General features: G+C 45.2%; 17 protein-coding genes. 7 read left to right on the forward strand and 10 right to left on the reverse strand.

Annotated elements, in window-relative coordinates:
- Positions 1 to 92: 92 nt before the first annotated feature.
- From JGK22_RS05705 to rfbF, 5 genes are all read right to left on the reverse strand, one after another.
- Positions 93 to 839: a DUF1995 family protein gene (locus JGK22_RS05705; RefSeq protein WP_293216351.1), complete on the reverse strand. Its 747-nt coding sequence runs from the start codon at positions 837 to 839 to the stop codon at positions 93 to 95.
- 147 nt (positions 840 to 986) lie between these two features.
- A complete protein-coding gene (locus tag JGK22_RS05710) occupies positions 987 to 1,730 on the reverse strand; it encodes a cyclase family protein (RefSeq protein WP_293216353.1) in 744 nt (247 codons plus the stop codon).
- Positions 1,714 to 1,878: a hypothetical protein gene (locus tag JGK22_RS05715; protein WP_293174698.1), complete on the reverse strand. Its 165-nt coding sequence runs from the start codon at positions 1,876 to 1,878 to the stop codon at positions 1,714 to 1,716. The genes JGK22_RS05710 and JGK22_RS05715 overlap by 17 nt, the downstream gene beginning before the upstream one ends.
- A 41-nt stretch (positions 1,879 to 1,919) precedes the next feature.
- On the reverse strand, positions 1,920 to 3,002 hold the full coding sequence (locus JGK22_RS05720) for an acyl-CoA dehydrogenase family protein (protein WP_293276903.1): 1,083 nt from the start codon (positions 3,000 to 3,002) through the stop codon (positions 1,920 to 1,922).
- A gap of 450 nt (positions 3,003 to 3,452) precedes the next feature.
- Positions 3,453 to 4,229, reverse strand: a complete 777-nt coding sequence (gene rfbF / locus JGK22_RS05725) for a glucose-1-phosphate cytidylyltransferase (RefSeq protein WP_293174692.1) — start codon at positions 4,227 to 4,229, stop codon at positions 3,453 to 3,455.
- A 498-nt stretch (positions 4,230 to 4,727) separates the two neighbouring features.
- Here rfbF and JGK22_RS05730 point away from each other — a divergent pair, with 498 nt between their 5' ends.
- Entirely contained in the window at positions 4,728 to 5,267 is a 540-nt protein-coding gene (locus tag JGK22_RS05730) for an RNase A-like domain-containing protein (RefSeq protein ID WP_293174689.1), read from the forward strand.
- Positions 5,264 to 5,563 carry a contact-dependent growth inhibition system immunity protein gene (locus JGK22_RS05735; protein ID WP_293312503.1) on the forward strand — a complete coding sequence of 100 codons (300 nt, stop codon included), beginning with the start codon at positions 5,264 to 5,266 and terminating at the stop codon, positions 5,561 to 5,563. The genes JGK22_RS05730 and JGK22_RS05735 overlap by 4 nt, the downstream gene beginning before the upstream one ends.
- Before the next feature lie 285 nt (positions 5,564 to 5,848).
- On the opposite strand, the gene JGK22_RS05740 is transcribed toward JGK22_RS05735, so the two are convergent.
- Both JGK22_RS05740 and JGK22_RS05745 read right to left on the reverse strand, forming a co-directional pair.
- Entirely contained in the window at positions 5,849 to 7,177 is a 1,329-nt protein-coding gene (locus tag JGK22_RS05740) for a beta-xylosidase (protein WP_293312505.1), read from the reverse strand.
- A 214-nt stretch (positions 7,178 to 7,391) separates the two neighbouring features.
- Positions 7,392 to 10,916 carry a glycosyltransferase gene (locus tag JGK22_RS05745; protein ID WP_293174680.1) on the reverse strand — a complete coding sequence of 1,175 codons (3,525 nt, stop codon included), beginning with the start codon at positions 10,914 to 10,916 and terminating at the stop codon, positions 7,392 to 7,394.
- A gap of 455 nt (positions 10,917 to 11,371) precedes the next feature.
- On the opposite strand from JGK22_RS05745, the gene JGK22_RS05750 reads away from it, so the two are divergent.
- From JGK22_RS05750 to JGK22_RS05760, 3 genes are all read left to right on the forward strand, one after another.
- Entirely contained in the window at positions 11,372 to 13,690 is a 2,319-nt protein-coding gene (locus JGK22_RS05750; RefSeq protein WP_293195701.1) for a tetratricopeptide repeat protein, read from the forward strand.
- A 582-nt stretch (positions 13,691 to 14,272) separates the two neighbouring features.
- Positions 14,273 to 15,565 carry an ATP-binding protein gene (locus tag JGK22_RS05755; RefSeq protein ID WP_293174674.1) on the forward strand — a complete coding sequence of 431 codons (1,293 nt, stop codon included), beginning with the start codon at positions 14,273 to 14,275 and terminating at the stop codon, positions 15,563 to 15,565.
- 578 nt (positions 15,566 to 16,143) lie between these two features.
- Complete coding sequence (locus JGK22_RS05760; RefSeq protein WP_293211481.1) at positions 16,144 to 21,336, forward strand: PAS domain S-box protein; 5,193 nt, start codon at positions 16,144 to 16,146, stop codon at positions 21,334 to 21,336.
- Between the two features lie 150 nt (positions 21,337 to 21,486).
- Here JGK22_RS05760 and JGK22_RS05765 read toward each other — a convergent pair whose 3' ends face one another.
- Positions 21,487 to 22,050 (reverse strand): Uma2 family endonuclease, encoded by a 564-nt coding sequence (locus tag JGK22_RS05765; protein ID WP_293174668.1) that lies wholly within the window; start codon positions 22,048 to 22,050, stop codon positions 21,487 to 21,489.
- A 164-nt stretch (positions 22,051 to 22,214) separates the two neighbouring features.
- Here JGK22_RS05765 and JGK22_RS05770 point away from each other — a divergent pair, with 164 nt between their 5' ends.
- Positions 22,215 to 23,609, forward strand: a complete 1,395-nt coding sequence (locus JGK22_RS05770) for a lipid-A-disaccharide synthase-related protein (RefSeq protein ID WP_293174665.1) — start codon at positions 22,215 to 22,217, stop codon at positions 23,607 to 23,609.
- A 474-nt stretch (positions 23,610 to 24,083) separates the two neighbouring features.
- Here the strand turns inward: JGK22_RS05770 and JGK22_RS05775 are convergent, their stop codons facing one another.
- Entirely contained in the window at positions 24,084 to 24,833 is a 750-nt protein-coding gene (locus JGK22_RS05775) for a 2-phosphosulfolactate phosphatase family protein (RefSeq protein WP_293174662.1), read from the reverse strand.
- A 222-nt stretch (positions 24,834 to 25,055) separates the two neighbouring features.
- Here JGK22_RS05775 and JGK22_RS05780 point away from each other — a divergent pair, with 222 nt between their 5' ends.
- Positions 25,056 to 25,949: an EI24 domain-containing protein gene (locus JGK22_RS05780; protein ID WP_293174659.1), complete on the forward strand. Its 894-nt coding sequence runs from the start codon at positions 25,056 to 25,058 to the stop codon at positions 25,947 to 25,949.
- 131 nt (positions 25,950 to 26,080) lie between these two features.
- On the opposite strand, the gene JGK22_RS05785 is transcribed toward JGK22_RS05780, so the two are convergent.
- Positions 26,081 to 26,356, reverse strand: a complete 276-nt coding sequence (locus JGK22_RS05785) for a hypothetical protein (protein ID WP_293174656.1) — start codon at positions 26,354 to 26,356, stop codon at positions 26,081 to 26,083.
- Positions 26,357 to 26,630: the final 274 nt, after the last annotated feature.

Raw genomic sequence — 26,630 nt, forward strand, 5'->3', positions numbered from 1 at the left:
TGTCAACTGTCAACTGTTTAAGGTGCAGGATGCGCCAGCGATGAGTCGATCGAGCAAATCGAAAATAACTCTAGCTAACGCACTCTACAATACTACTGAGTCAAAGCCTTGAGGAAAGTCTGCATTTCTGCTAACAAACCTTTCTTTTTTAGCGGTTTTGCCGGTGCAGTCGAATCCGGATCGGCGACTCCCATAGCTTTCGCTAAAATCCGTTCTAAATCGTCTCCCACAGGTTTTTGAGCAGTTTCCGAAATTAATTCGTATTCGTCATTTATTTCCAGCCAGACTTGCCACGGTTGCGGATAGCAGCGGAATAAAGCTGCCGTATCTAGCGGCCTGATGTAATAGCAAGATTCGATTTTGCTCAGGAATCGATCGCGCAACTGACGGCCTGCATAACCTATACCTATAGTAGCAACATCTTCTAGGCGCGGGTTGAGCAAGATCACAGGGCGGCCCGCCGCAGCTATATAAAGTTTTTCGACTTGCGACACCTCTACCGCCGCCGGATTCACCAGCAAAAACAGTTCATCTTCCGGTGCTATATTATCTTCAACAGGAGTGCGGCTGCTGCCCAAATCACTTATTTTAAAAGGTACTTCTCCCCAATCGCGGCGGGCGAGGGCGGCTGCACCAGCATCGGGAAAAAAGACTTTCATCCCGGAGTGGCTTTCCTCAAATTCTGGTAAGAATTGTTGCGTGATAGACTGTGCTTGCAGGGCGATTTCGGGAAAGACTAATTCGACTTGCAGGAGATTCATGCCATCCGAGAGGGCGGCGGCGGTGGCAATGCGCGATTGGGCGATCGCATCATTGAGATCGTTAGGCAGTTCTGTCATTAATCTTATTATTCGTACTCGACTTCTCTCAATCCAATTTTACCGCATTAAGCTAATCAAAATTTAAATTAGACTTAATAAATAATCAAAATCTTGTGGGGTGGGCTTCCAGCCCGCCCGAAATATGCAATTCAAATATGCCACAGCTTAAGCTACAAAAGCTAACACGGACACGGGCGAGCCGGAACCTCCCAAAAGGCGCAATATTCCGATCGCCAAAGTGAAGTCTGCCGCAGGTAAAAAGTGGAGATTTGCCAGATTTTCCAGCACAATTCGCTGCTGTTGCAATACCATTTTATTCACAGCAAAACTTTCATCTTGTCCCGGATCGACTCCGTGAGTGTCAATACCAATTCCCGCAATCGATCGCTCTTCTAGCAAAAATTGAGTCGCAGCTCGACCAAATCCCGGAAAGTGGCAAACTCCGCCTTCGTCAGGATTGAAAAATGCTCGCTCATCATGCCATTTGGCTTGCCATCCAGTATATAATAGAACTAGATTTTCCGGTTCAATAAATTTGTGCTGGCGTTCCCAATTCAATATATCATCTATCGTTAAAGTGTAATCGGGATTGGCAAGACATTGCTCCCGAATGTCGATCGCAATTCCGGGCAAAACTAGAGACTGGGGCGCATAACTATCAACACTCGCGCCTGCTGGATAGAAGGTATTCGGTGCGTTGATGTGAGTGCCGCTGTGTTCTCCCATGGAGAATTTTCTCAGGAAATAGCCGTTTTTGTCTATTTCAGATACTATTTCAAATTCCGGCGCTGGATCACCCGGCCAGATGGGAATCTGTGGATGAATTGCATGGGTTAAGTCTATAATGTCGCGGTAGGCGATCGTTTTTAAATTATTTGAGTTACTGTTTGAGTTAAAGTTGTTTGTCATCGACACAAAAACTCAGGTTAGCTGATATACCTACAATATTAGGACGGGCAAGATGCCCATCCCACATTTTTTTTTCTTCTTGTGGAATGGGCATCTTGCCCCTTCCAGATGCCCATCCCACATTTTTTTCTTCTTGTGGAATGGGCATCTTGCCCGTTCCAGATTCAAATCAAAATCAACCTAGCTGAATCACTCTAGAATGCGATCGAGCGTCGCTGCCATCACATCCTTTGTTTGCCCGGAAACAGTATACACCAAAGCCTCTCGATAAACTCTTCCAGCCGGGTGCAGCCTACCGTTAGCCGCACCGCTGGAAACCACCACCGCAGCGTGCCCGCACCGCACCGCCAAATCAATAGCTTCCGCTCGGAGCGCTAATTGTTCGGCTTTTGAGCTATGTTGAGATTGTAGGAAATGCTGTTTTAGCCGATCGAGCTTCTGTTCCAATTTTGTGCAAGCCGCCACAATCGCAGGCGAATCTTTAACTATCGCCGCCGCTACAATTACATCCAATCCCGCGCGAATACAGCCAAAAGTAACCGGCACAAAATTCAGGATATTTTTGCTGTCATTTTCCGCAATCCAACCGACAGCTTTAACCGAAATTATTTCCGATTCATGCAACAACCAATTATTAAGACTTGCTGTCACAGTATTAGTCGAATTCATCGCGATTAACGGCATGATTTCGCTGACAGCTATTTTACCAGATTCCCGTTCAATATTAGCAAAAGGCAGCAAACCAAAAACCGCGCGATTGTCTGGAAGTACCGCAGCCACAATAAACTTTTCAAACAAGCCAAAACCAGTAATCCAAGGAACATTCCCCGACAGTAGATAGCCATCTTTTACGGGAGTTGCGGTGACTGCCGGATTGCCCGTTAGCGAAGCCCTCGAAGAGGATCGCCTCAAATGCGAAAACCCAACACCCAAGCGTAACTCTTTTTGGGCGATCGCGCGCAAGTATCTGCCTTTGAGCATTTCATTGTCACTGCTAGCAATCATCGCAGTTGCGCTGTGGTGCTGAGTTTGCAGGAAAGACAAAGCCCCAGAATATCGCGCAGTCAATTCCTGATATTGGTAAAAAAGCTCCGGTGGAATGTCCGCGCCGCCCCATTTTTGGGGAACGCGCAACGCTAAGAGCGATCGATTTTCCAATCCTAAAAGTGCTGTTTTCAGCGCTTCCGAGTCACTGTCGATAATTTCCGCGCGGGGTGCAACGCACTCTTTTAGGTAACTTTCCGCGCTGTTTAGAATATATTGAAAATCCATTTTTTATGATGATTTTATAGAAGACTGGGCGGTTGAAACCGCGTCTATAGAAACAAAACCCACCTCCGTGGGTTGAATCTTCAGACTCGGCGGTTGAAACCGCGTCTACACAAACAAAACCCACCTCCGTGGGTTGAATCTTCAGAAACGGCGGTTGAAACCGCGTCTATAGAAACAAAACCCACCTCCGTGGGTTGAATCTTCAGACTCGGCGGTTGAAACCGCGTCTATAGAAACAAAACCCACCTCCGTGGGTTGAAGACAATGCGATTAAAATTATATTAGCTTCTTCAGTCTGCGGAGGCAGACTTCCTTTGTGTAGACGCGGTTTAAACCGCCGTTTCTTCAGTCTGCGGAGGCAGACTTCCTTTGTGTAGACGCGGTTTAAACCGCCGTTTTCCTGGTTTAAACCGCCGTTTTCCTGGTTTAAACCGCCATCTTAATTAATCATTATTCCCAAACTTTCCAAGGAGCCTTCCCTTCATCCCAAAGCTCGTTTAAATACTTATATTCCCGATAAGTATCCATCGCATAAAAGAAGCCTTCATGGCGGTAAGCCATCAACTGTCCATCTGCTGCCAAACGCTGCATTGGCTCCTGTTCTAAAACACAATCATCCTCACCCAAATACTCAAATATCCGGCGGTTAAATATAATATATCCAACACTAATCCAGCCGTCTATTTGAGGTTTTTCAGCAAATTCTCGTACTTGACCTTCACTGTCAACATCCAAAATCCCAAAACGTGAAATCGGGCGAAATGTAGTTACAGTTGCCAGCTTACCGTGAGACTTGTGAAACTCCATCAATTTATCGATATTGACATCAGCAACTCCATCACCATAAGTCACCATGAAATTCTCGCCATCGATATATTTTTCGATCCGTTTTACCCGCCCTCCCGTCATGCTTTCTGCACCAGTATCAGCCAGCGTTACATGAAAATTTTGTTCGCGATGTTCCTGCTGATAAGTGATGGTATTTTTCCGTCCCAGACATATCGTAAAGTCATTGTTCATGGCTTCATAATTCAGGAAATATTCTTTAATCATGTTGCCGCGATAGCCCAAGCAGACAATGAAGTTTTGGAAGCCGTAGTGGGCGTATATTTTCATGATGTGCCAAATAATCGGGCGCCCGCCGACATCAACTAAAGGCTTGGGGCGAAATTCTGTTTCTTCTCTCAGACGAGTACCAAGACCGCCCGCTAGGATGACTACTTGCATTTTTTCACCTTTTGAAAACTTATCAATTAATCTATCATCAATTATCTGGGATTTTTTCAAAGAATTATTAATAATTTCTCAGATTGAGTGAAGCTTTGTAAACCCTAACAAAATTATATTCTAAATACAATGTAGGGTGCGGACTGTGCATCGCGCACTTAAATGCTGCGTGCAATTCCTAACTCACTCAGTCCCGGACGCATCAACCTCAAAAAAACCTGGTTTTTAACCTAATTTGTGGGTGAGAGCGGGGTGCATCTCAATTTTGAAGAGGGCGAAGCATGACCGCATATAAGTTATTAGTTATAATCCTATATTGACTACGGTCATGCTTCGCCCCTACAAACATATTTTCCTTGCGTGAGATGCACCCTGAGAGCGCATAATTTTCGTAAAAAATTTGGTTTCTAGGCACCTGTGCGTCCAGGACTATCACTAATGCTAAACTAGGAAACAGACAAAAACATTAGACAACTATACTGAACATCAAAAACAACAATGAAAAGTCAACTCGATCGCCTAAAAAGATTTTTAGGTATAATCTGCGCGATCGCCTCAATCACAATCTTATTGCACTCGGCAATATCCGCTGTTGGTGGCGCTGTTTTTGCAGGGGAAATCTCAAATATACCACAAACCACCATAGCCTTTGTCCCTAAGATACCGGGCGGCGGATTGGATGTTCACGAAGCCGCAGGAGGACACACTTTAGAGAGACACGTTGGTAAAACAGAAGGAGAATTAGCACAGCGACTCGGACGAGAAATGGAAATTGCTGCTGCATCTTCCTTTGCTAACCGTTCCGTCGCTGAAGCGGCGATTGCGGAAGCAATGTCCAAAAATCAAAGTGCGATCGCCTCCTGGGTAAAAAAAGGAGGCAATCGTTATACGATCGACTACAACGCCAACAGAACAATTGGCATTACTCTGCGCCGCCGCTCATCCAAAGCAACTCCAGTCTCTCGCCTGAAAATCGTCCTCCAGCGCAGCAATAAATTACCTCCCGGATACTTTATTCTCACAGCTTATCCCCAATGATCGATCAATTTCCTAATTTAACCCAATTTTTCAGTTCCTACTTTCACCAAGAGTGGGCGCTAGAAGCTGACACTCCCAGCCAAGTAGTCAACAACTACCGGAACAGCGAGCCCCCCGAAAGTATTGAAGCTGCATTGCAAGAACTTGGTCAACTGCTAGAAATGCCGATTTCAGAACCAGATTTAGAAACCTTCGTCCTCGATGAATTAGGCTGTTACTATGACCCACAATCAAAAAATCAAACAGTCAGAGAATGGCTGGAATCCGTGCAGCAATCGTTGATAAATCTCCGATGATTCGGCGGTTGGAAACCGCTACTACACAAGCCAAGTCTGCCTCCGCAGACTAAGAGATAGAGGAGTATTTAAGCCTGATTTTTTTGTAGATACTGCCTACTATTTAGTCTCGCGTTGCGCGGACTTCGTTTGTGTAGTCGCGGTTTCCAACCCCCGGGTTTCTAACCACCTCGGATTTAAAATTAGATCGCACATTTCTCTCAAATCCCATCCATATTTATTCGTCCGCGGAGGCGGACATCGTTTGTGTAGTCGCGGTTTCCAACCGCCGACTCTTGAGTGATTTTACTTGGTAATAGTCAACAAATAACCTTCATGAACTTTGACATTAGGAACAACATAAGTCAAGTTATTGCCAACAACCGAAACACTTTCTTCTTTAACCATAACCAGCTTTTGCACAGCGCCTTCGAGATTGTTAGGAATCTTCTCTAATTTGAGACTAACTTTTTGACCGTTTTTAATCCCAAGCTGCTGCAAATTTACAAGATTCAAGGTAACGGTTGTGGCTGACGAATAATTGCGATCGAAATAACCTAAAAGTACCTGTGCTTTACCTTCGGGATTTGACTTGCTAGCTAAGGCCACAAGACGATCGCTATCCGATCGACTCAGCACCCGCGAATTCACTCCATCAGCATAAGCTTTGTAAGTCCACCAAGCAGCCCTCGGCTCAAAAGTATTCGGCGTAACCATCCCTGTCAGCGTATTATTGAAGCAATTACTAACTTTTTTACCTACTGTTGTATCCCAACAAGCTCTGCAAGCACCATCAGCTCTTGCATACTCCAAGTTAGACAAATAACCTAAAATTTCCCCCGGCTGATACTGCGCTAATTCTCCGACAATTTCGTTGACATAAATCTTTTGCAATTTTAGTTCCTTGTAAAAGGGACTTTGTTGGAAATTGCGTTTAGCATCAAATACGTGATCGTCAACAAATAAAATTATGGTATCATTGAGTTCGTGCCAAGCTAGGAAATTTACTTCCAGTTTGTTCGCTTTGCAGTAATCCAAAAAAGCCGCGAGATATTCTTTGTTGTAAGTGCTGATGCTCGGCCCGCCAATCATCGCTGACGGCCCCAATTCTTGCCGCAAGATTTTGTAAGCCCTTTTGTAAGTTTCAAAGAATTGTTCTCTGCTTCCCTTCCAAAACGGATTTACTAAATCTGGTTCGTTCCAGATATCCCAAATAATTTTTTTGCCCTTATTCTGTTGGGCTAACTGTCGGATGAAGGCTTCCCACGCGGGGTAATTTTGATAGGGCCAGCCTTTGGGGTTGCTGCCGTAGCCCCAGAGGTCGCTAACTAATAGTTGAAATTCGGCTCCGCTGGCGATTACTCGATCGTAAATATCGAGTCTTCCGGCGCGCCACAGCTTGGGCTGCAAGGGCTTAATGGAGCTATCGGGGGGCTTGCTGGGGTCGATTCCGTGCAAGAAGCCGCTCATGGAGGTGATACCGGTGGCTGGCTGTCCAAAATCGACTGTGACGTTCGATCGCATTTGGGCAATTGTTGGCTGCTGCCCAAAATACGCGATTAACAGGATTGTTACCAAAGCTAAGCAAATTGGCAGCAGCTTATTAATAGGTTTGAACTTGAAGGTGAATTGCATATTGCATATTGTATGTGGTTGCAAACAGAAAAAGACTTCAATTCAATCAAGGTATGTAGTTGCGCTTCAGCGCTCTTTGTTTATATATTGAAAGAGCGCTTTCATCGCAACAACGTACCTTAAAATGAGTTCTTTCCAAGGTATGTAGTTGCGCTTCAGCGCTCTTTGTTTATATATGAAAGAGCGCTTTCATCGCAACAACGTACCTTAAAATTTAACGAGACAAGGCGAGTTCAAAACCCTGTACTAATTCCATCAATTCTTGCCAAGCTTCGGAATTAATCAGCGCACAAGTATCGAATTGCTCCCCTTTCTCTGAAGATAAGGCAACAAAATTTACAATCCAACTCAAGATAGTTTCGCTTGTCAACAATGGCGTGCATTTCCAAGCTGACTGCAACTTCTCCACCATCCCGGACATATCCCCGCGCTCCCAAGCTTGCCAAGCCTGCCATACTAGATAATAGTAATGGAGCATACTGTCAACTTTTTCGATCTGCTTTTGGACTTTGGGCGCGATCCTCTTCGAGGGCTTCGCTAACGCAAATTCGTCTCGATTGCCGCTAGCAGATAAGACTTGGGCGACAACTTCTGAGTATTCCAACAGCATCCGTTCTTCCTTAAAAAGCTCTTGGGCTCGCAGTTTGCAAGCTTGTCCTGCCAGCCTCCGCAATTCGGGATTTTGGGCCCATAGTTCTACCGTTGCGGCTAACTCTTGTGCTGTCTGTTGCGCGTCAATTGTCGGATCGGCAATTAACTTTCCGGTATCTCCCAACTCTTCGGGAATTCCGCTGACTGCTGTAGCAATTACGGGCAATCCCTTCGCCATTGCTTCCATCACTGCTAGCGGCATTCCCTCTGCTTTGGATGATAAAATAAAGATGTCGCTGGCATCCAACCAATCGGCAATATCCCACCGCTGGCCGATAAATTTAACTTGTTCGGTGACTCCTAATTCGTTGACAGTTGCTCTCAATTCCGGTTCCATGTTGTCGTGAGTCGTGGAACCGGGGCCGGCCCAAACGAAGTAAATTTGCGGCCAAACAGGCAGATTTTTCAGTTTGGCGATCGCCTGCAATTGATACTGATATCCTTTAATTGGAGTCAGTCTCGCCGCCGTGAAACAAACCACAGCCTCTTCGGGAATGCCTTGTTCTTGGCGCAGGCGTTGGCGGGTTGAGAGATTGGGCGGTTCAAAGTAATTGTTCGGCCTGCCGTAATAAATTACTTTACCCCATTCCCGAGGCATTTTGAACAAACTCTTAAACAAGTTTAAATTCTCGTGGGAAACAGCTATCACCGCTTTAGCTAAATTGTACTGATAGGCCACTGCATCGAAATAGGGAACCTGATCTCCACGGTTAAAAGTCTTATAAGTGCGATCGATATAACCCAGAGTAATTACATAAGGTATGTTCTGTTTGAGTGCAACTTGTTTCGCAGCAAAATTTGCCATCGGCCAGCCATCGCTAAATATAATTAAATCCGGTTTAGCTTCCGCGTAAATTCTTTCAGCATCGCTACAATTGTAGGCAATTCGCAAAAACTCCCTCATCGTATCGAACTCCAGCCAAATATGCTCGATACCTAGTTGTTGCTGTTCGGTAATTAAAGGATTAGAAGCTTTAGTTTGCACGCTAGTAACTCGGTAGCCGTCGGCTGCTAATTTGGAAAGTAGCGAGTGGTTGAACTGCGCCAAACCGCCGATTCCGTGGTCTTCTGCATAGACGAGTACGTGCGGTGCAAGCTGGCGGCCAATTGAACTAGGCTCTGATTTAAATTGATAGGTATTGTTGACTGCCTCCGCCACCATGTCTTGCCATTCTTTTAAATTGGTTAAGGCATAAGCATCAAAGTTGTTCGTGTATTTTTCCGAAGAAACTCTAAAAGTTTCCAACCATTTAAAAACTGTTTCTGTGCCATTATAAGGAGTATAGTACAGGGATTTTCTCAAACACTCGACCATCTCTGGCAAATATCCGTCGCGGTACATCCGCCACGCTATCCACACTAAAGACTTGTAACGTTCTGCCTTTTGTAATTGGCGTATGCGATCGGGCAAATTGGGTTGGGCGAAGAATTGCTCCATTACAATTTCCATGCTTTTCATCACTTTTTCCCCACCGGACATGAGATTGCTATCGTGCTGGCGGTAGCAGGTTAATATCTCTTTTAACCACGCACATTTGCAGCCTTTTAAACCCAAACGCAAAGCAAAATCTAAATCTTCTGTTGGCGGAAAGCGATGGTCAAAACCGCCCAGACGTTCCCACCACTCGCGCCGCACCATCATTGCACTGGGACGCACGCTTTTGTGCAGGACAAAGCTTTCTAAATCTAAGTTGGGCGTGTCTTCCCAAGGCATGACTGGGTAGATGTCTTTTCCGGTTTCATCAACCATCAACCAGCCGTTTTGTACCATCCCTAAAGTGGGGTCAGCTTCAAAACAAGCAATTTGTTTGGCGAGTTTTTCTGGCAGGAAAAAGTCGTCGGCATCCAGAAATGCTAAAAATTCGCCTTTGGCCATTTCGCAAGCGCGGTTTCGAGCTTTTGCTGCTCCTTGATTTTCTTGATATACGTACTGAATCACATCGCGGTACGGCTCTAAAGTTTGCCTCGTATTGTCTGTAGAACCATCATCTACGACGATAATTTCCCAGTTTTGGTAAGTTTGATTTACAGCGCTCTCCACAGCTCTAGTAATGTAGTGTTCGCAGTTGTATGCCGGGATAATTACGCTGACTCGCGGTGTTTTTGAGGTAGGTATGCTAGCCATTATTTTTTTCCATTCTGGTAAGTTTCTTAACGATTGAAAATCGATTGTAACTCCGTAAGTTTGAGCGATCGCACTCAGACGCTTCTGCCAATCGGTGACTGTTGGCCTTAGAGGATAAGGACTGTACTGGATAGATTTTTGGAAAAATTCAACCGCCTCTACTGGATGGTTACTATAGTACAATTGCCAAGCCATCCAAGTCAATGCTTCGTAAAAAGCCGGATTTTCTAACTCGCGGATGTGCTGCGGTAAATCTGGTTTGGCGAAAAATTGCTGTTTTAAGGTAATAAAAAGATTGGCTTGTTTGAGAGCTTTTTTTATTGATACATTTTGATCGTGCTGGCGGTAGGATACTGTCACTTGAGGCAGCCATGCTGCTTCGCAACCCAAGAGGGCTAAACGCAGAACTAAATCTGAATCGTCTACTGAATCAAATTCTGAATTAAATCCGCCTGCAAGTTCCAGCCACTGACGTGAAAACATCATGGCGCTGGGAAGTACGGGCATTTGTACTATCCAAGTTTCTAAGTTCAATTTTGGGAAATATTCCCAAGCTTTGATATCGGAAATTTTGTCGCCTTGCTGGTTGACAATGCGCCAGCCGCTGTTAACAATTCCTAAGGAGAGTTGCTGGCGAAATAGGGATATTTGTGCTGCTAATTTATCTGGCAAAAAGAAGTCATCTTGATCTAAAAAAGCGATGAATTCGCCTTTGGATTCCTGAATTCCTCGGTTGCGGGCTGCTGCTACTCCGGCATTTTCTTGATATACGTAGCGAATTCTGTCGAAATAAGGCTGCAATACCTGATGTGTCTCATCTGTCGAACCGTCGTCTACAACGATTATTTCTAAATCTGTAAAAGTTTGGCACAACACGCTTTCTACCGCTTGTACGATGTAGCGAGATCCGTTGTATGCTGCTATAATTACGCTGACTTGCGGTGTGCGTGTGGCTGCTGACATTGTTTACCTGGTTGTTCAGTAGAAGGAAGAGGGAAGAGGGAAGAGGGAAGAGGGAAAAAGATATACACAACAAGCTTAAGCGCGAGCCGTATTTTGAGTTTTATTAGGTGGGTTTACTTAACTGGTTGCTATCTTAGTTTAATCGAAATATGTGTTTGCTCGACTTGCGTACAAATTAACTTAAACAGTCCTCGACGCACTCCGACAAAGAAACCGGGTTTTTTCCCAAATTTGCGAATCACAGCGCGTCTTCTCAGCAAAAACCCGGTTTCTGGCAACCTGTGCGTAAGTCCTATTAAAGTTCGTTAGCGTAGCCCTCGATGACGATCGCATAAATGCCATCCAGGTACTCGGTATTTACAGTCAGGCTGATGTCGGTGCACGATCTGGAGGATATTAGAGAGGTTTTGCTCTACAATTACACAGGGAATTATTACTAAACAGGAACGTTAAAAGTGAATTCAGAAACAGCCGCGGTTGATTTGCAACAACAGGCAGAAATATATTTAGCTTTAGGGAAGTTGGATCGGACGATCGCACTTTGCCACCAAATTCTCGAATCCCACCCCGATTCCGCCGAGACTTGCAAAACCTTAGGAAAGGCGCTGCAAGCTCAGGGTAAGCTAGAAGACGCTCGGTATTGGTATAAAGTTGCGATCGCCCACAAACCGGATTTTGCCGAAGCTTTTGCTAACCTCGGCACCCTCTGCGCTAGTTTGCAACAATGGCAAGAAGCGATCGACTGTTACCAAAAAGCGATCGCCCTACAACCAGACTTTGCAGGATTTTACCGCAATTTGAGCCGGATATTTACCGAAGTCGGTCAAGCTGAGCCAGCAGCCGACTGTTGGTATCAATCACTCAGCGTGGAACCGATCGACATACCGGAAGAATATCTAGATTTGGGCAATACTTTGTTGGCGCAAAACAAGCCACAAAAAGCTCTAGTTTGTTACCACCGCGCTATTTATTTAAACCCTAGTTGTTGTGAAGCTTACACCAAATTAGCCGAAGCTGCTAGCGCCCTAAAACAGTGGGACGAAGCTATTGTTAACTACCGCAAAGCTATCAAGCTGCAACCGGATATTTCGGAGTTTCATTACAAATTAGGCAATGTTTTGCAAGCCAATAAACTCTGGCGCCAAGCCGAAGCTGCCTACCGCGAAAGTATTGAGCTGAATCTGAATTCTTTTTGGTCTTACTACAATTTAGGCAGCGTTCTGCTCGAATTAGAACAATGGCAAGAAGCTATTATTGTCTACCGCACGGCTGTGGCAATTGACCCAAATTTTTCTTGGTCTTACTACAGCCTCGGTGAAGCTTACGGCAAATTAGAAAAATGGTCGGAGTCCGCAGCAGCATACCAGCAAGCTGTTGACTTAGATCCGAATTTTTCTGGTTCTTGTCACAAGTTGGGAGATGCGCTTTTTCAATTAGAAAAATGGTCGGAAGCTGCGACAGCTTACCAGCGGGCGATCGCTCTTAATTCAGATTTTTTTTGGTCTCATTATAATTTAGCATTAACTTTAGTTAAACTCCAGGATTGGTTGGCAGCAATCTTGGCATACCAGCGGGCGATCGAACTCAATCGAGACTTTTCTTGGGCTTACCACAATTTAGGAGAACCGCTGTTAAAAACCGATCAGTGGAAAGCAGCAGCTACTGCTTATCAGCGCGCTATTGAACTCAACCCCAATTTTTCTTGGTCTTATTATAATTTAGGCGATGCTTTGACTGAGATCCACAACTGGAACGAAGCTGTTTCTGCTTACCTTTGTGCGCTGCAAATCGAACCGGATCTCCCCAACATTTACGCCAAGTTAGGCGATGCTCTCATCAAAAGAGTGCCGTCAGGTTTAGATCCGGCAACGAGTTACTATCACCACGAATTGCAGCCGCTGCACGCTCCTGAATTTTACTGCGAAACAGCCCAAAAGTTTGCCGAGAGCGATCGCCCCGACGCAGCTACAGTCTTGTACTTGATGGCGTTAGAAATTCGGCCGCAAGATGCCGCAATATCCGGGAAATTGGCGGAAATTTTGCAAAAAAATGACTCTACGGGCGATCGCAGTATATTATCAGAGTTGGAGAATGACGATATTCGCGATCGCTACATTGCCCGAGTCGTCAAAAATCAGACTTTTGCAGAAGTCGGGGGATTGTGGGGCACAGTCAACGAAAAAGTATCCGTAGCAAGCAAATACGGTGCAGTTTCTCTGACAATGATTGATGTCACGCCGGCATCCGCACACATTTGGGATGATTTTCGCGATCGCATGGCAAGTTTAAATATTGCTAATTATAATTGTATCAGTCAAGATATAACTCAGATTCAGCTTGCAGAAATTGGTGAGCCTTACGATGTCGTCCACTGTGCAGGAGTTTTGTACCATCACCCCCACCCTTTGCAAATTTTAATGAGCTTGCGTCAAATAACAGGGCAGTATTTAATCTTAACTTCAGCAATTACCCAAGAACTTATAGAAAACGAGCGGGGACGCTACGAAATTCCAGCTTCTGGGGTAATCTTCATTCCCGCTTTGGGCGAAGCAGAACGAGCTATCTTAACAGCTTACTGGCAGCAGTACACCTACGGCACACCAATTCTCGGAGTAATTGATAAAGCCGTTTTTGACATCAACGACTTTGGCCCTTGGTGGTGGCTGCCTACAGCTTATGCTTTAGAATCTATGTGTAAAGTAGCTGGCTTTAAGGTTTTAGATAAAGGATTGACTTGGTACAATAACGCTCTGACTCTATTGCTGGAGATTTAAAGATTGTTCATTCAGTTGACAGTTGACAGTTGACAGTTGACAGTTGACAGTTGACAGCTTGAGGGCGACCTCTACCTAGAAGGAAGAGGATTGGAGTAATGAATCGTCTAATTTTAATTTCTTCCAAAAGGGAGAGGATTTAAACCAATTCTTTCTGGTAAACGAACAATTCCAAAAAATCCGCACAAACAAATGATAGAAAATTCTATGTCTGAGATGATTCCTAGTTCTATTTCCCCAATATTCCTACTAGAACCCAGTCTGTTTTTAATTACGAAATAAAATATACGAACCGCACCCGAGGGTTAGGATTTTATTAATTACCGAAATCCTTGCTTTATTGCTTCTGACTTCTCTTCTACATATAGCGGTTCTCAAAAAAGTGAGGTATGCGCTATGCGCTATGCCCTATGCCCTATGCCCTATGCCCTATGCCCTATGCCCTATGCCCTATGCCCTATGCCCAGTCGTACCTCATCTTTCTCAGAAAAGCTATAACTAAGCCTTATTCCATCCGTTACATCTTGTGTTACATAATCCATTGCCGAACTTCCTTCTTCCTTTATATTGGGAAAACACTCAATGAACAATCAGCAACCAGAGACGCCATTAGGAAACATTTTAGTAGTAGACGATACGCCAGAAAATCTGCGCCTGTTGTCTACAATGTTGACTCATCGGGGGTACGCGCCCCGCTGCGTGATTAATGGGCAAATGGCTCTGAGAGCCTGCAATTCTAATCCGCCCGATTTGATTTTACTCGACATAATGATGCCGGAAATGAACGGCTACGAAGTGTGTCAGCATCTAAAATCTGAACCTAAAACTCGCGAAATTCCGGTAATTTTTATCAGCGCTAAAGATGAAGTTTTCGACAAAGTAAACGCATTTGCAGTAGGAGCAGTTGACTACATCAGCAAGCCATTTCAGTTTGAAGAAGTGCTCGCCCGCATCGAAAGTCACCTTACCCTGCGGAACTTACAAAAACAGCTAAAAGAACAAAATGTGCTGCTTCTAGAAGAAATCACCAGCCGTTTAGCCGTTGAAAAAACTCTTTACGAAAAAAACCAGATTTTGCAAGAAGAAATCAGCAACCGCCTCGCCGTTGAAAAAGCCTTGCAAGAGCAAAATTTGCTCCTCCAACAAGAGATATCGAACCGCAAGCGCGCTGAATCTGCCCTCTTAAAATCTAACCAAGAATTGGCGCGGTCGAATGCCGAACTAGAACAATTTGCTTATGTAGCTTCTCACGACTTGCAAGCGCCTTTAGCAACTATTGCCAGCTACGCTCAACTTTTAGAAAAACGCTACAAAGACCAACTCGACAGCCAAGCTATTAAGTTTATCACCAATATCGTTCAGGGCTGCACGAGAATGCAAACTTTAATTGACGATTTGCTCGAATATTCGCGAGTTGGTCGCAGTCAGAAACCCTTTGAATTGGCAGATTGCAATCATGTAGTCCAGCAAGCAATTGCCAACCTGCAAGGGGCTATCCGCAACGATCAAGCAGTTGTTACCTACAGTGAATTGCCAGAGATAATGGGAGATATTTCTCAACTGGTACAGCTTTTTCAGAATTTACTCAGCAATGCAATTAAATATCGCCACGATGCACCGCCTACGGTTCATATTACCGCTTCCAAACAGGAGGAGAACTGGTTGTTTTCTGTGTCAGATAATGGGATTGGGATTGCTCCACAGCATCAAGAACGCATCTTTCAAATTTTCCAGCGCTTGCACACTCAAAGAGAATATTCTGGAACAGGTATTGGTTTAGCAATTTGTCAAAAGATTGTGGAACGTCACGGTGGATCTATGTGGGTGGAGTCGGAACCTGGTCAAGGTTCAACTTTTCACTTTACTCTCCCTTAATCGAGACATCAGGCACGCACTTATAGCGGTTATCGGAAAGATGAGGTATTGACCAATTCATTAACAATTCCCCAATTCCGCAATCCCCGAATCCTCGAATCCTCGAATCTCCTAATCTCAAATCTCAAATCTCAAATCAAATTTGTACCTCATCTTTCGCTCGAAAGGCTATATAGCGGTTCTCAAAAAAGTGAAGTATTCCCGATGCCCTCTTTGCCCCATGCCCGATGCCCTATGCCCTATTCCCGATGCCCTATGCCCTATGCCCATGAGTACCTCATATTTTTGAGAAAGGCTATATCCAGAAGCTAGATGGCAGGAGAAGCTGAATTAAATCCTATATTTTCAGGGCGAAGCTTGAAGGTAGCAGTTAAATTGCAAGTTAGAATAAAACATATTTCGCGTTGACAGCCGAGTGAATTTGTGATATAATTATAACTCTTAAACACAAGTTTTGTAGCGTTCAGTCACACCGCAATCCGATCGCCGATGTATGTGTAGGTGCAATTCGATAACTCCCCCGGAAATAAAAGATAAAATCCAAGTTAGCTTGAGACAACTTTTAATTAATAAATATTATGAAAGCAGTTTTTAACTTAGCTGTACCTCCTACGTGCTTCAAGGTTCTGTTAGTAGAAGACCACCCTCAGGAAGCTGAGCTTATTGAAGATTTGCTGTCAGGAATTAGCGGTCGGCAGTATATATTGCTGACGAAAGTAGAGTGCCTCAGCGAAGCGCAGCAGCGATTGAATCAAGAAAGTTTTGACATAATTTTATTAGACCTTTCACTACCAGACAGTCAGGGCATCGAGACGGTGGCTCGGATACAAGAGTATGGGGTAAATGTGCCGATCGTAGTTTTGACTGCCCAAAACGACGAAGAGCTTGCCCTGCGGTTGATCTCGGTGGGCGTACAGGATTATTTAGTCAAAAGAAAAATCGACGGCGAACTGTTAATGCGATCGCTCCGTTACGCCATAGAACGCCAGAACAGTCAAGATGCTTTGCGAAAAAGCGAAGAAAAATATCGCTCGGTGGTGGAAAATTCCCTGATCGGAATTGCCATCGTCGCTCCAATTATTGACCCCGCAATTGCTGAAAATTGCAATTGGATTGAAGTTAACGACGCTCTGTGCGATTTGCTCTTATACGATCGCGACGAACTCGTGCACAAGCATTGCCTGGAGCTTACTCATCCAGAGGATTTTGAGGCCAATTTTGAAAAATTTTCTCAGATGTTAGCAGGTAAAACCGACGGTTACATCTCAGATAAAAGGTGGTTTAGAAAAGATGGCGAAATAGTTTACACGCGAGTTTCGCTGCGCTGCATCCGCGGCCTAGATGGATCTATTGACCGGATAATTGAAGTGGTGTTGGACGTGAGCGATCGCTACCGCTACGAAGCACAACTGAAAGCATCTGAAGAATTTTTAAACCACACTCTAAATGCGACCCCAGATCCAATTTTTGTCAAAGATGACCAGAACCGGTGGATGATATTAAATGATGCTTTTTGTCAGTTGATAGGGAAATCTCGACAAGAACTGATCGGCAAATCAGAATATGACTTTCTTCCAAAATCAGAAGCGGATGTTTTTTGCAGAAAAGATGAAGAATTATTGGCAAAAGATATCTGTTTGGAAACAGAAGATAAATTCACCGACACTGCGGGAAAAGAATGGATAATTTCTACCAAAAAAAGCGTTTTTAAAAGAGCTGATAACAGTAAAGTAATAGTTGGCACAATCAGAAATTTTACCGAATACAGACGGCAGCAAATAGCTCTGGAACAAAGCGAAGCTCGATTTCAAAAACTCGTAGCCAACCTGCCCGGAGTAATTTATCAATTCCGACTCTCAGCTAGCGGAGAAAAATATTTTCCTTACGTTTCTTCAGGCAGTCGGGAACTTTACGAATTAGAGCCAGAAGCAATAGAGCAAAATGCAGAATTGATTTTCAGCCGAATTCATGCAGACGATCGCTTAGATTTAGAAGCATCGATCGCAATTTCAGCCGCTATGCTGGAACCTTGGCGGCAGCAGTGGCGGCAGATTATGCCATCCGGAAAAGTTAAGTGGCTGCAAGGAGCATCCAGACCGGAAAGGCTCACCAATCAGAGCAAATCTGGGAGCAAAGGCGATATTCTCTGGGACGGTTTAGTGATGGATATCACTGAGTTAAAGCAGGCACAGACAGAGCGCGATCGCTTTTTTACTATATCCTTAGACTTGCTTTGTATTGCTGGTTTCGACGGCTATTTTAAACGATTAAACCCTGCTTGGTCAAATGCTCTGGGCTACAGCAGCGCCGAACTGCTCGCCAAACCATTAATCGAATTTATTCATCCAGACGATCGAGTAGCCACTCTAATCGAAGCGGAAAAGCTAATAAGTGGCACGCCCAGTATTTACTTTGAAAACCGCTATATTTGCCAAGACGGTTCTTACAAATGGTTGCTGTGGACGGCATCGCCTTTTAGCGAAGAAGGTTTGATTTATGCAGTGGCTCGCGATATTACTTCTCGCAAAAAAGCTGAGTCGGAACTTCAGCGACAAGCAGTCGCTATGGGCGCTGCTCATGACGGCATTGCTATTTTTAACGAGCGTAAAGAATGTATTTATTCAAACGACGCTTATCTTAAAATGTACGGCTTGGCTAGCGCTAGCGAACTGTATGGGAAGAAATGGAAAATGCTCTACAGCCGTGCTGAAATTCAATATCTTGAACGTGAAATAATCCCGGTGCTCCAGGAAAAAGGGTACTGCAATATAGAAGCGATCGGTCAGCGGCGCGACGGTACTAAGTTCCCTCAAGAATTGTCGCTGACAATGCTTGCAGGGGGCGAGATAATTTCGATCTTCCGCGATATCACCAAAAGAAAACAAGCAGAATCAGAACTGCAATCTAGCCAGCGCCGCTATCAAACTTTGGCAGAAGCATCGCCGGTTTGCATATTTCACAGTGATGCGTTTGGTAATTGTCTTTATGTGAATCAGCGGTGGAGCGAAATCACGGGATTAAATGCAGAATTAGCAGCCGAAACTGGCTGGATGAATGCCCTACATCCCGATGATGCGGATCGGGTGAAGAATGAATGGTATGGAGCAATTATTCACAAAATTCCTTTTAAATCAGAATACCGCTTTCTGCGTCCAGACGGTCGGGTAATTTGGGCGATCGGTCAGGCGATCGCCGAAATCGGAGACAAGCACGAAGTTAAAGGCTATATCGGCAGCATTACTGATATTAGCGATCGCAAACAAGCTGAATTAGACCTACTGCGGGTGACTCAAGCCGTAGAAAGCACCAGTGATGCGATCGGCATTGCTGACTTGACAGGGCGATCGATCTACCACAATCAAGCCTTTATTCAGCGGTACGGCTACACAGCAGAAGAACTGAACGCAGCGGGTGGAGCAACGGCAATTTATCCGCAAAATTCAGTGCTGCAAGAAATGTTTAAAACGATTCGTAAAGGCAAATCTTGGCAAGGCGAACTCAAAATCAAAACTAAAAGCAAGGAACTGGTAACAACCTTATTTCGCGCTGACTGTATTAAAGATGAAACTGATAATTTAATCGGGTTTGTGGGAGTAATTACCGACATCACAGACCGGAAACAAGCTGAGATGGCGCTGCTAAAGCAATTAAGGCGAGAACGCCTGGTAGTTGCCATGCTCGATCGCATTCGCTCTTCCCTCAATTTAGAAGAAGTTCTCACCGCTGCTGTCGATCAAGTGCGGCAATTATTGCAAACAGACCGCACAGTTATTTACCGCTTTAATCCCGACTGGAGCGGCACTGTAGTTGTCGAATCCGTGGCAAATAATCGAATTTCTCTCCGAGGTTTTAACAATCTTGACCCCTGTTTTAAAGATAAATTTGTTGCTATTTACCAGCAAGGCTGTATTCGAGCTATCGAAGATATTTATGGTGAAAATCTGAGCGAATGCTACATTAAAATTCTTGAAAATTTTGAAGTTAGAGCTAACTTAATAGTGCCAATTTTACAAGCACGAGAAAGCATTTACCCTGCCCAACCCACCGCAGAAAATCAACTTTGGGGACTGCTGATCGCCCACGATTGCAGCGGCCCCCGTGTCTGGGATTCCTCAGAAATAGAATCCCTGCGGCAATTGTGCGTGCAATTGGCGATCGCGATCCAGCAATCGACACTATTTGAACAAGCACAAACCGAAATAGCCGATCGCAAACAAGCAGAAGCAGCCCTAAAATTAGCTAAAGAAGCCGCCGAAACCGCCAACCGCGCCAAAAGCGAATTTCTCGCCAACATGAGCCACGAACTCCGCACGCCTTTAAACGGGGTTTTAGGTTACGCTCAAATCCTCAAAACCGACAGAGACTTAAGCTGCGATCAACAAGAAAGTCTCAGCAATATTCAACAGTGCGGTCAACACCTGCTGATGTTAATCAACGATGTTTTAGACCTTTCTAAAATCGAAGCTAGAAAAATGGAACTCTACCCGGAAGAGTTAAATTTTCTAAATTTTACGAAAAACATTGCGGATCTGTTTCAGATGCGGGCAGATCAAAAAGGAATTTGTTTCAATTACGAACAAGTATCGCCCCTGCCCACCTGCGTCCAAGTCGATCAAAAAAGATTGCGCCAAGTTCTGATAAATTTACTCAGCAATGCCGTTAAATTTACTAACAGCGGCGGAGTAACTTTCAAAGTCGGCTATGTCGGCACAGAGGCCTGGAGTCGCAGCCAAGGAGAAACATACGAATTCTCGCTTTTGAGTTCTGAACTCAAAGAAACTTATCTGCGCTTTTCCCACAATGCGATCGCAGCTAAACACGCTTTAAAAATCCGATTTCAAGTCGAGGATACCGGGACAGGAATAGACAAAAGCAAGTTAGAAGAAATATTTTTGCCGTTCCACCAAGTAGGAGGCAATACCTTTGTTGAAGGTACGGGTCTCGGACTCTCGATCAGCCAGAAATTAGCTAAACTGATGGGCAGCAAAATTCGCGTCAACAGCACTTTCGGAAAAGGCAGCACTTTCTGGCTAGATTTAGAATTGCCCGCAGCCAAACGCTACTTAGAGGTGTCTCCTTTGCGGGAAAAACGCTGGCTGGTCGGTTTTGTGGGCAATAAGCGGAAAGTGCTAATCGTGGACGACAATCAACTAAATCGCGATTTGTTGTGCAGGATGCTGGGGCGTTTGGGATTTGAAGTTGCAGAGGCACAAAATGGTCAAGAATGCCTCTACAAAGCAGTCAAATTTCAACCTGATGTGATTTTAATGGACTTGCAAATGCCTGTAATGGATGGCTTAGAAACTACAAGGAGACTGCGGCAGTTGCCGGAATTAAAAGATGTCGTGTTAATCGCTTTGTCAGCTAGCGTTTTCGAGTCGGCGCAGCAAGAGAGCATCCTTGCAGGGTGCGATGATTTTCTTCCCAAGCCGATCGAAGCAAATCACTTTTTGGAACAGTTGCGCGTGCATTTGGGACTAGAATGGATTTACGAGGAATCTCCGGAAAACCAAAATTGTAAAACTCCCAGTTTGTCACCAGCATCTGATTTTCCTGCTTATGCTGCTCTGTTACCTGCGGCTTCTGAGTCGGTAGCAAAAATTGTGAAACTTGCGGCTATGGGCGACATTGAAGAAATTTTTGAGGAGAGTGCTAAGCTGGAAAGTTTGGAACCAAAATTAGTGCCGTTTGCCACGAAGCTCCGCCAACTTGCTAAGGGATTTCAGCTCAAACAAATTCGGAATATTTTACAGCAGTATATCGATGGTTAGTAGTTATTAGTTATTGGTTATTAGTTATTGGTTATTAGTTATTGGTTGTCAGATCCAATCCCTCCGCTACGATGGGCCCAATCCCTCCGCTTCGCTTCGCCCAATGCGTAACTCATGTTAGTGAGAAAGGCTATATAATATTCTGTTGTTTCACTGTAACAGCCAACCAAATAAATCTCCTACTGTCAGTTGCAATTCCCTGGCAAAAGATGGCACGGGCAATAACTGTTCCGGTTCGTCAAACACCTCGGTTGATTGAGCCGGCCGATATACAAAAACCGATCGCTCTTCTGGATCGATTAACCAACCCATTTGAGTTCCGTGTTTGAGAGAATGTAAAATATTTTTAGTAACTTTAGTTTGGCTTTGGTCAGGGGAGAGGATTTCAATTGTCCAATCCGGGGCGATCGCAAACACATTTGCCACACCGCCATTTTCGTTACGGGGAATGCGCTCCCAAGTGAATACAGTCACGTCGGGAACGATCGCGCGACCGCCAAAAACACACCGCAGTTCGGGAAATGCTCGCGCCACCTTTTGAGGTTTGAGAGCAGCATTAGCAGCACTTGTCAACTCGCCTTGAATTACACTATGTTCTCCTTGAGGCATGGGTTTTTGAATGATTTTACCGTCAATGTACTCGCTGGCTGGTTTGGTTTCTGACAACTTCAGAAACTCTTCGAGTGTCAAAGATTTTGGCAGGGTTTGTAGCATCCGATTTTACCTCTAAAATAGGAGTTTCATCCGCTATTTTACCAAAAAGTGCCCGACTCGCGCGGGTCTACTTACTTCATTTTTTCTGCTATATAGTAGTTCTCAAAAAAGTGACGTATGCCCAATGCCCTGTTTGGCCGATGCCCTGTTTGCCCGATGATAATATGAGAGACAGTTTTTTGAGAGATTTGGGATTGAAAATACTTTGCCTCAGTAACGGCCACGGAGAAGATGCGATCGCCCTTCGCATCTTGCGAGAACTGCAACAGCACCCGCATCCCCCAGAAATAGCCGTGTTTCCGCTAGTGGGCGAAGGGCAAGCTTTCGCTCAACTAGAAAACGCCTGCATCATCGGCCCGGTGCAGCGGATGCCTTCGGGTGGCTTTATCTACATGGACGGAAGGGAATTTTTGCGCGATGTCAAAGGCGGGTTGCTTCAGTTGACCCTAGCTCAGTTTAAAGCTATCCGCGCTTGGGTGCGATCGCCACAACAGTCTGGAAATCACAAGCCAGCAATCTTAGCTTGCGGAGATATTGTACCGCTGCTGTTTGCTTGGCTGGGCGCCGCGCCCTATGCCTTTGTCGGCACGGCTAAGTCGGAGTATCACGTGCGGGACGAGCAGGGGCCTCTGGCTGGCAAATCCCGCCCGTGGGCTTGGAAGATTTGGTCGCGATCGGTTTATTTCCCTTGGGAGCGCTGGTTGATGACTAGAAAGCTCTGTAAAGCCGTTTTTGTCCGGGACGCCCTCACCGCCGAGACTTTAGAAAAGCTGGGAATTCCCGCCTACAATCTCGGCAATCCCATGATGGACGGACTCGAACCGGAAAACCCCGCCCGTTTTTACGGCCCTGATGCAGAGTTTCGGGAAATGGAGCGATCGCTCGTCATCACCTTACTGCCCGGTTCCCGAGCGCCGGAAGCCTATGCTAATTGGCTGCTAATAGTAGAGGCTGTTGCCGGAATTTTGTCTCTGTTTGGCGATCGCAAATTGTTATTTTTCGGAGCTATTTCTCCCGAGTTAAACTTAGAAGCTTTGCGACCTAGTTTAGAATTTTTCGGCTGGCGTCAAGACGGCGAAACTAAAACCCAGCGGCGAGAAGGCAGTATTTTGCGACCTCCTGTTTCTAGCGCTCAAGAAATTAGGAAAGAATCTCCTAATTTGCTATTGCCCTTGACTTTTGTGCAAAGAAAAGCCACGATGATTTTAACTCAGCAAAGTTTTAACGATTGTTTGTACCAAGCCGATTTAGCGATCGCAATGGCCGGAACCGCTACAGAACAATTTGTCGGTTTAGGAAAACCGGCGATCGCCATTCCCGGAAGCGGCCCGCAATTTACTCCCGCTTTTGCCGAAGCTCAAAGTCGCCTCTTAGGCCCCTCATTAATTTTAGTCAAACATCCCGCCGAAGTTGCCGGCACCATCCAGTCTTTGCTTCGCGATCCCGACAGGTTGCAGCTAATCGCTGAAAATGGCTGGCGCCGCATGGGAGAAGGCGGTGCATCAGCCAGAATTGCCGAGTGTTTAATTCAACGGTTCGGCGAATCCAACAATTCTTAATTGTCTGGAATACACTAGGAATACAACAATATTGTCTCCCTACTCAATATCTTTAATTGCACTTTATTGAAAAAATATTGTTCGCTAATTACTAACTTCCGTCGTTCGTAGTGAGGACTTCAGTCCTCCGATTGGATGCGGACTCGCAGGGAGCATCTCATTTTGGTAAAAAGCATTTTTTCTTTGAGTGCGAGCTTAAGAGCTCGCGAGTATAATACCCGCGAGCTCTTAAGCTCGCACTACAAATGCAAAACTGAGATGCTCCGGGAGCATCGGGAGCATCTCAGTTTTGTAAAAAGCATTTTTTTTATTGTAGTGCGAGCTTAAGAGCTCGCGTATTGTACAATACGCGAGCTCTTAAGCTCGCACTGTTGTAAATGCAAAACTGAGATGCTCCCAGCGTACCTACCAATACTGCACTCGCAGACAATTTCAATTCGCCGTTTCTTCCGAAGATAAAACCCAGAAATCAGCCTAAGAAATTTTAAAATCCGACTTCACCAACACACCCGGTTCTCGCTGCATAGGAAGCACATCTAAAGTATCTAATTGCGCGCAATATTTTAAATCTTCAATCACACCCAAACCCAGGAGGCGCTGGCCGTGACTGGCTTTTTCCAACAATTCATGCAGCCGATCTTGCCAGTGCAGATAAAGAGCGATCGCCCCAAACACTTCATCGTTACCAGCAAAATCGATCGCAGGAATACCGCTTTCTGCTAAAAGACTTTGGGCGATCGCACCAGCACACACCGTATCCTCCAACGAATAACTCCCTTCCCAACCAGAACCCACAATCCAAATACTTTCCGGCTTTTTGCTTAACAGAAACTGCACCACAGATTTGCGGTTGTTCAAAGCCGCCGTCAACACCGTAGCAGCATCTTGCACTCGTTGCAGAGCCCGAGTACCGTTAGTTGTGCTGATAAAAATTCGCTTTCCAGTCACCTTTTCTGGCGGGCAGTCCAGCGGCGAATTCCCCATGTCAAAACCGTCAACTTTCGCGCCACCGCGCTCTCCGGCGCGAATCCGCTTGTCTCCAGGCCATTTTTCGCTCTCGGCCATCAGCTTATCTAAGTCGCTGAAAACTTGCACAGCTTCCGCCCCATTATTCAAGGCCGTCGCCATCGTCGTAGTCGCCCGCAGTACATCAACTGCGATCGCGCAAGCCGGCATCTTGTCTGCTGGCGTAAGTTCCGGGGTATGGTAAATAAAAAGCTTCACTTTTGGGGCTACCTGCAATAAATCCTCATACGTAATAATAATAGAATTTGTACCCTGAGCGTAGTCGAAGGGCTTTCTTCCTTCTTCCTTCTTCCTTCACCGAATAGCCGGGTTTGAAGCCCTTACTCATGAAGGCAGATTGTGATAAAAACGGAGTTTAAATCTCCGTTCTTATCAATTCGCTGTCAACTGTCAACTGTCAACTGTCAACTGTTTAACCATATGTCAAAACAGCTCAATTCAAATCCCGCCCCCGCAGCCATTACCGCTCCCCTTGGACTTTTGGTAGGTTTCACCTATCCTTTTCGAGCTTTCACGCTGATTTTGCAAACTCCCAAGCTGTGGACTTATGTATTAATTCCCGTCGTCCTAAATTTTTTAATTGGTATCGGTCTTTATTTAAGCTTGCTATTTCCTAGTTTGGCAGGCATAGACGTTTTAGTTGCCGATTTGTCAGTCAAATTTAATGATTTAATTGCGAGTTTGCCAGCTTGGCTGAGCTTTCTTGGCGTCTTAACAATCGGTTTCGGCTGGCTGCTGCGCGTACTTTTGGTTTCAGGACTTTTGTTAATAATCGGGTTTTTATTAGTCCAGTTTGGCGTGATTTTAGGTTCGCCCTGGTACGGCAAATTATCCGAACAATTGGAACTTCTGCGGAACGGTCAATTGCCCGCAGAAGCACCAATGAACTTGGCGAGTATTTTTCGGGATCTACAAATGGCGATCGGCTTTGAAATCCGAAAACTACAACTTTTGTTCAGCATCGGGATACCGCTCCTGCTGCTGAATTTTCTCCCCGGCCCCGGCTCTATTCTTAGCAGTTTAGGAGGCGTAGCTTTGGGCGCGACTATTGTCTGTTTGGACTTTTTAAATGCACCTTTGGAGCGGCGGAAGCTACCTTTTCAGGATAAATTTGAGATAATTCGGGCGAGTTTGCCGGCTAGCGGGAGTTTTGGTTTGGTTTGTTTGGGTTTGGTGAGCATTCCCCTGTTGAATCTGTTGGCGATTCCACTGTGTATGACGGCGGGGACTTTGTTTTTTTGCGATCGCATTTGGCCCGCCCGCTTCGCCACAGAAGAAACCAACAGCCCGACCGAATCTAACATAACAACTTAGGATCGCAAATTAAATAATTTACACTCTTGAAAGTGGGATGGGCGTCCCGCCCGTCCTTTCTGGACGGGCGGGACGCCCATCCCACAAGAACAATAAAGATTGTAAGTTATTTAATTCTCATTCCTTAAAAACTAGCGAGATGCTTCTACTTTCTGCCGAATGCCTTCTACCTTCCGCTGACTCTGGGAGTTAGAACTCAGAAACGGGCTTAAAAAAATCCAACTAACGAAAAAGAAGGAAGCTGTAAATAGCTGGACAATATCGATCGCGGACAGGTATCCGTCAGACAATAGTGCAATGCTTCTATCTGTCAGCCCGAATATCCAAGACAGAATCCCAAACAGCCAAATGCCTTTTTGGAGCATTGGCAAAAATGCTGAAACTTCGGAGTTTTGCTGCTTGTTCATTGATTTAGCCCTTGTTTGCGAAGAATCTGGTTAACCGAGCACCCCAAGGGCTTAAGGATTTTTGGTCTCCTCGGATTCCCTTTGTTATCTATATGTTAAGAAATGTTTCCCAATATTGCAATTTGCCCCTGGAGGTATTTGCACATCTATCTCAGGAGGTAGTCGCAGCGTGAAAAATAGGTAAACTTTGCTACACTTTTGCAGGAAGCGCGATCGACCTCTCACCACGAGTCCGCTCTTGGCATTAGTGCCACTCCTTGATATAGTGAGTGAT

Origin of the sequence: Microcoleus sp. PH2017_08_TRC_O_A (assembly GCF_020738665.1) — a bacterium.
Taxonomy (GTDB): domain Bacteria; phylum Cyanobacteriota; class Cyanobacteriia; order Cyanobacteriales; family Microcoleaceae; genus Microcoleus.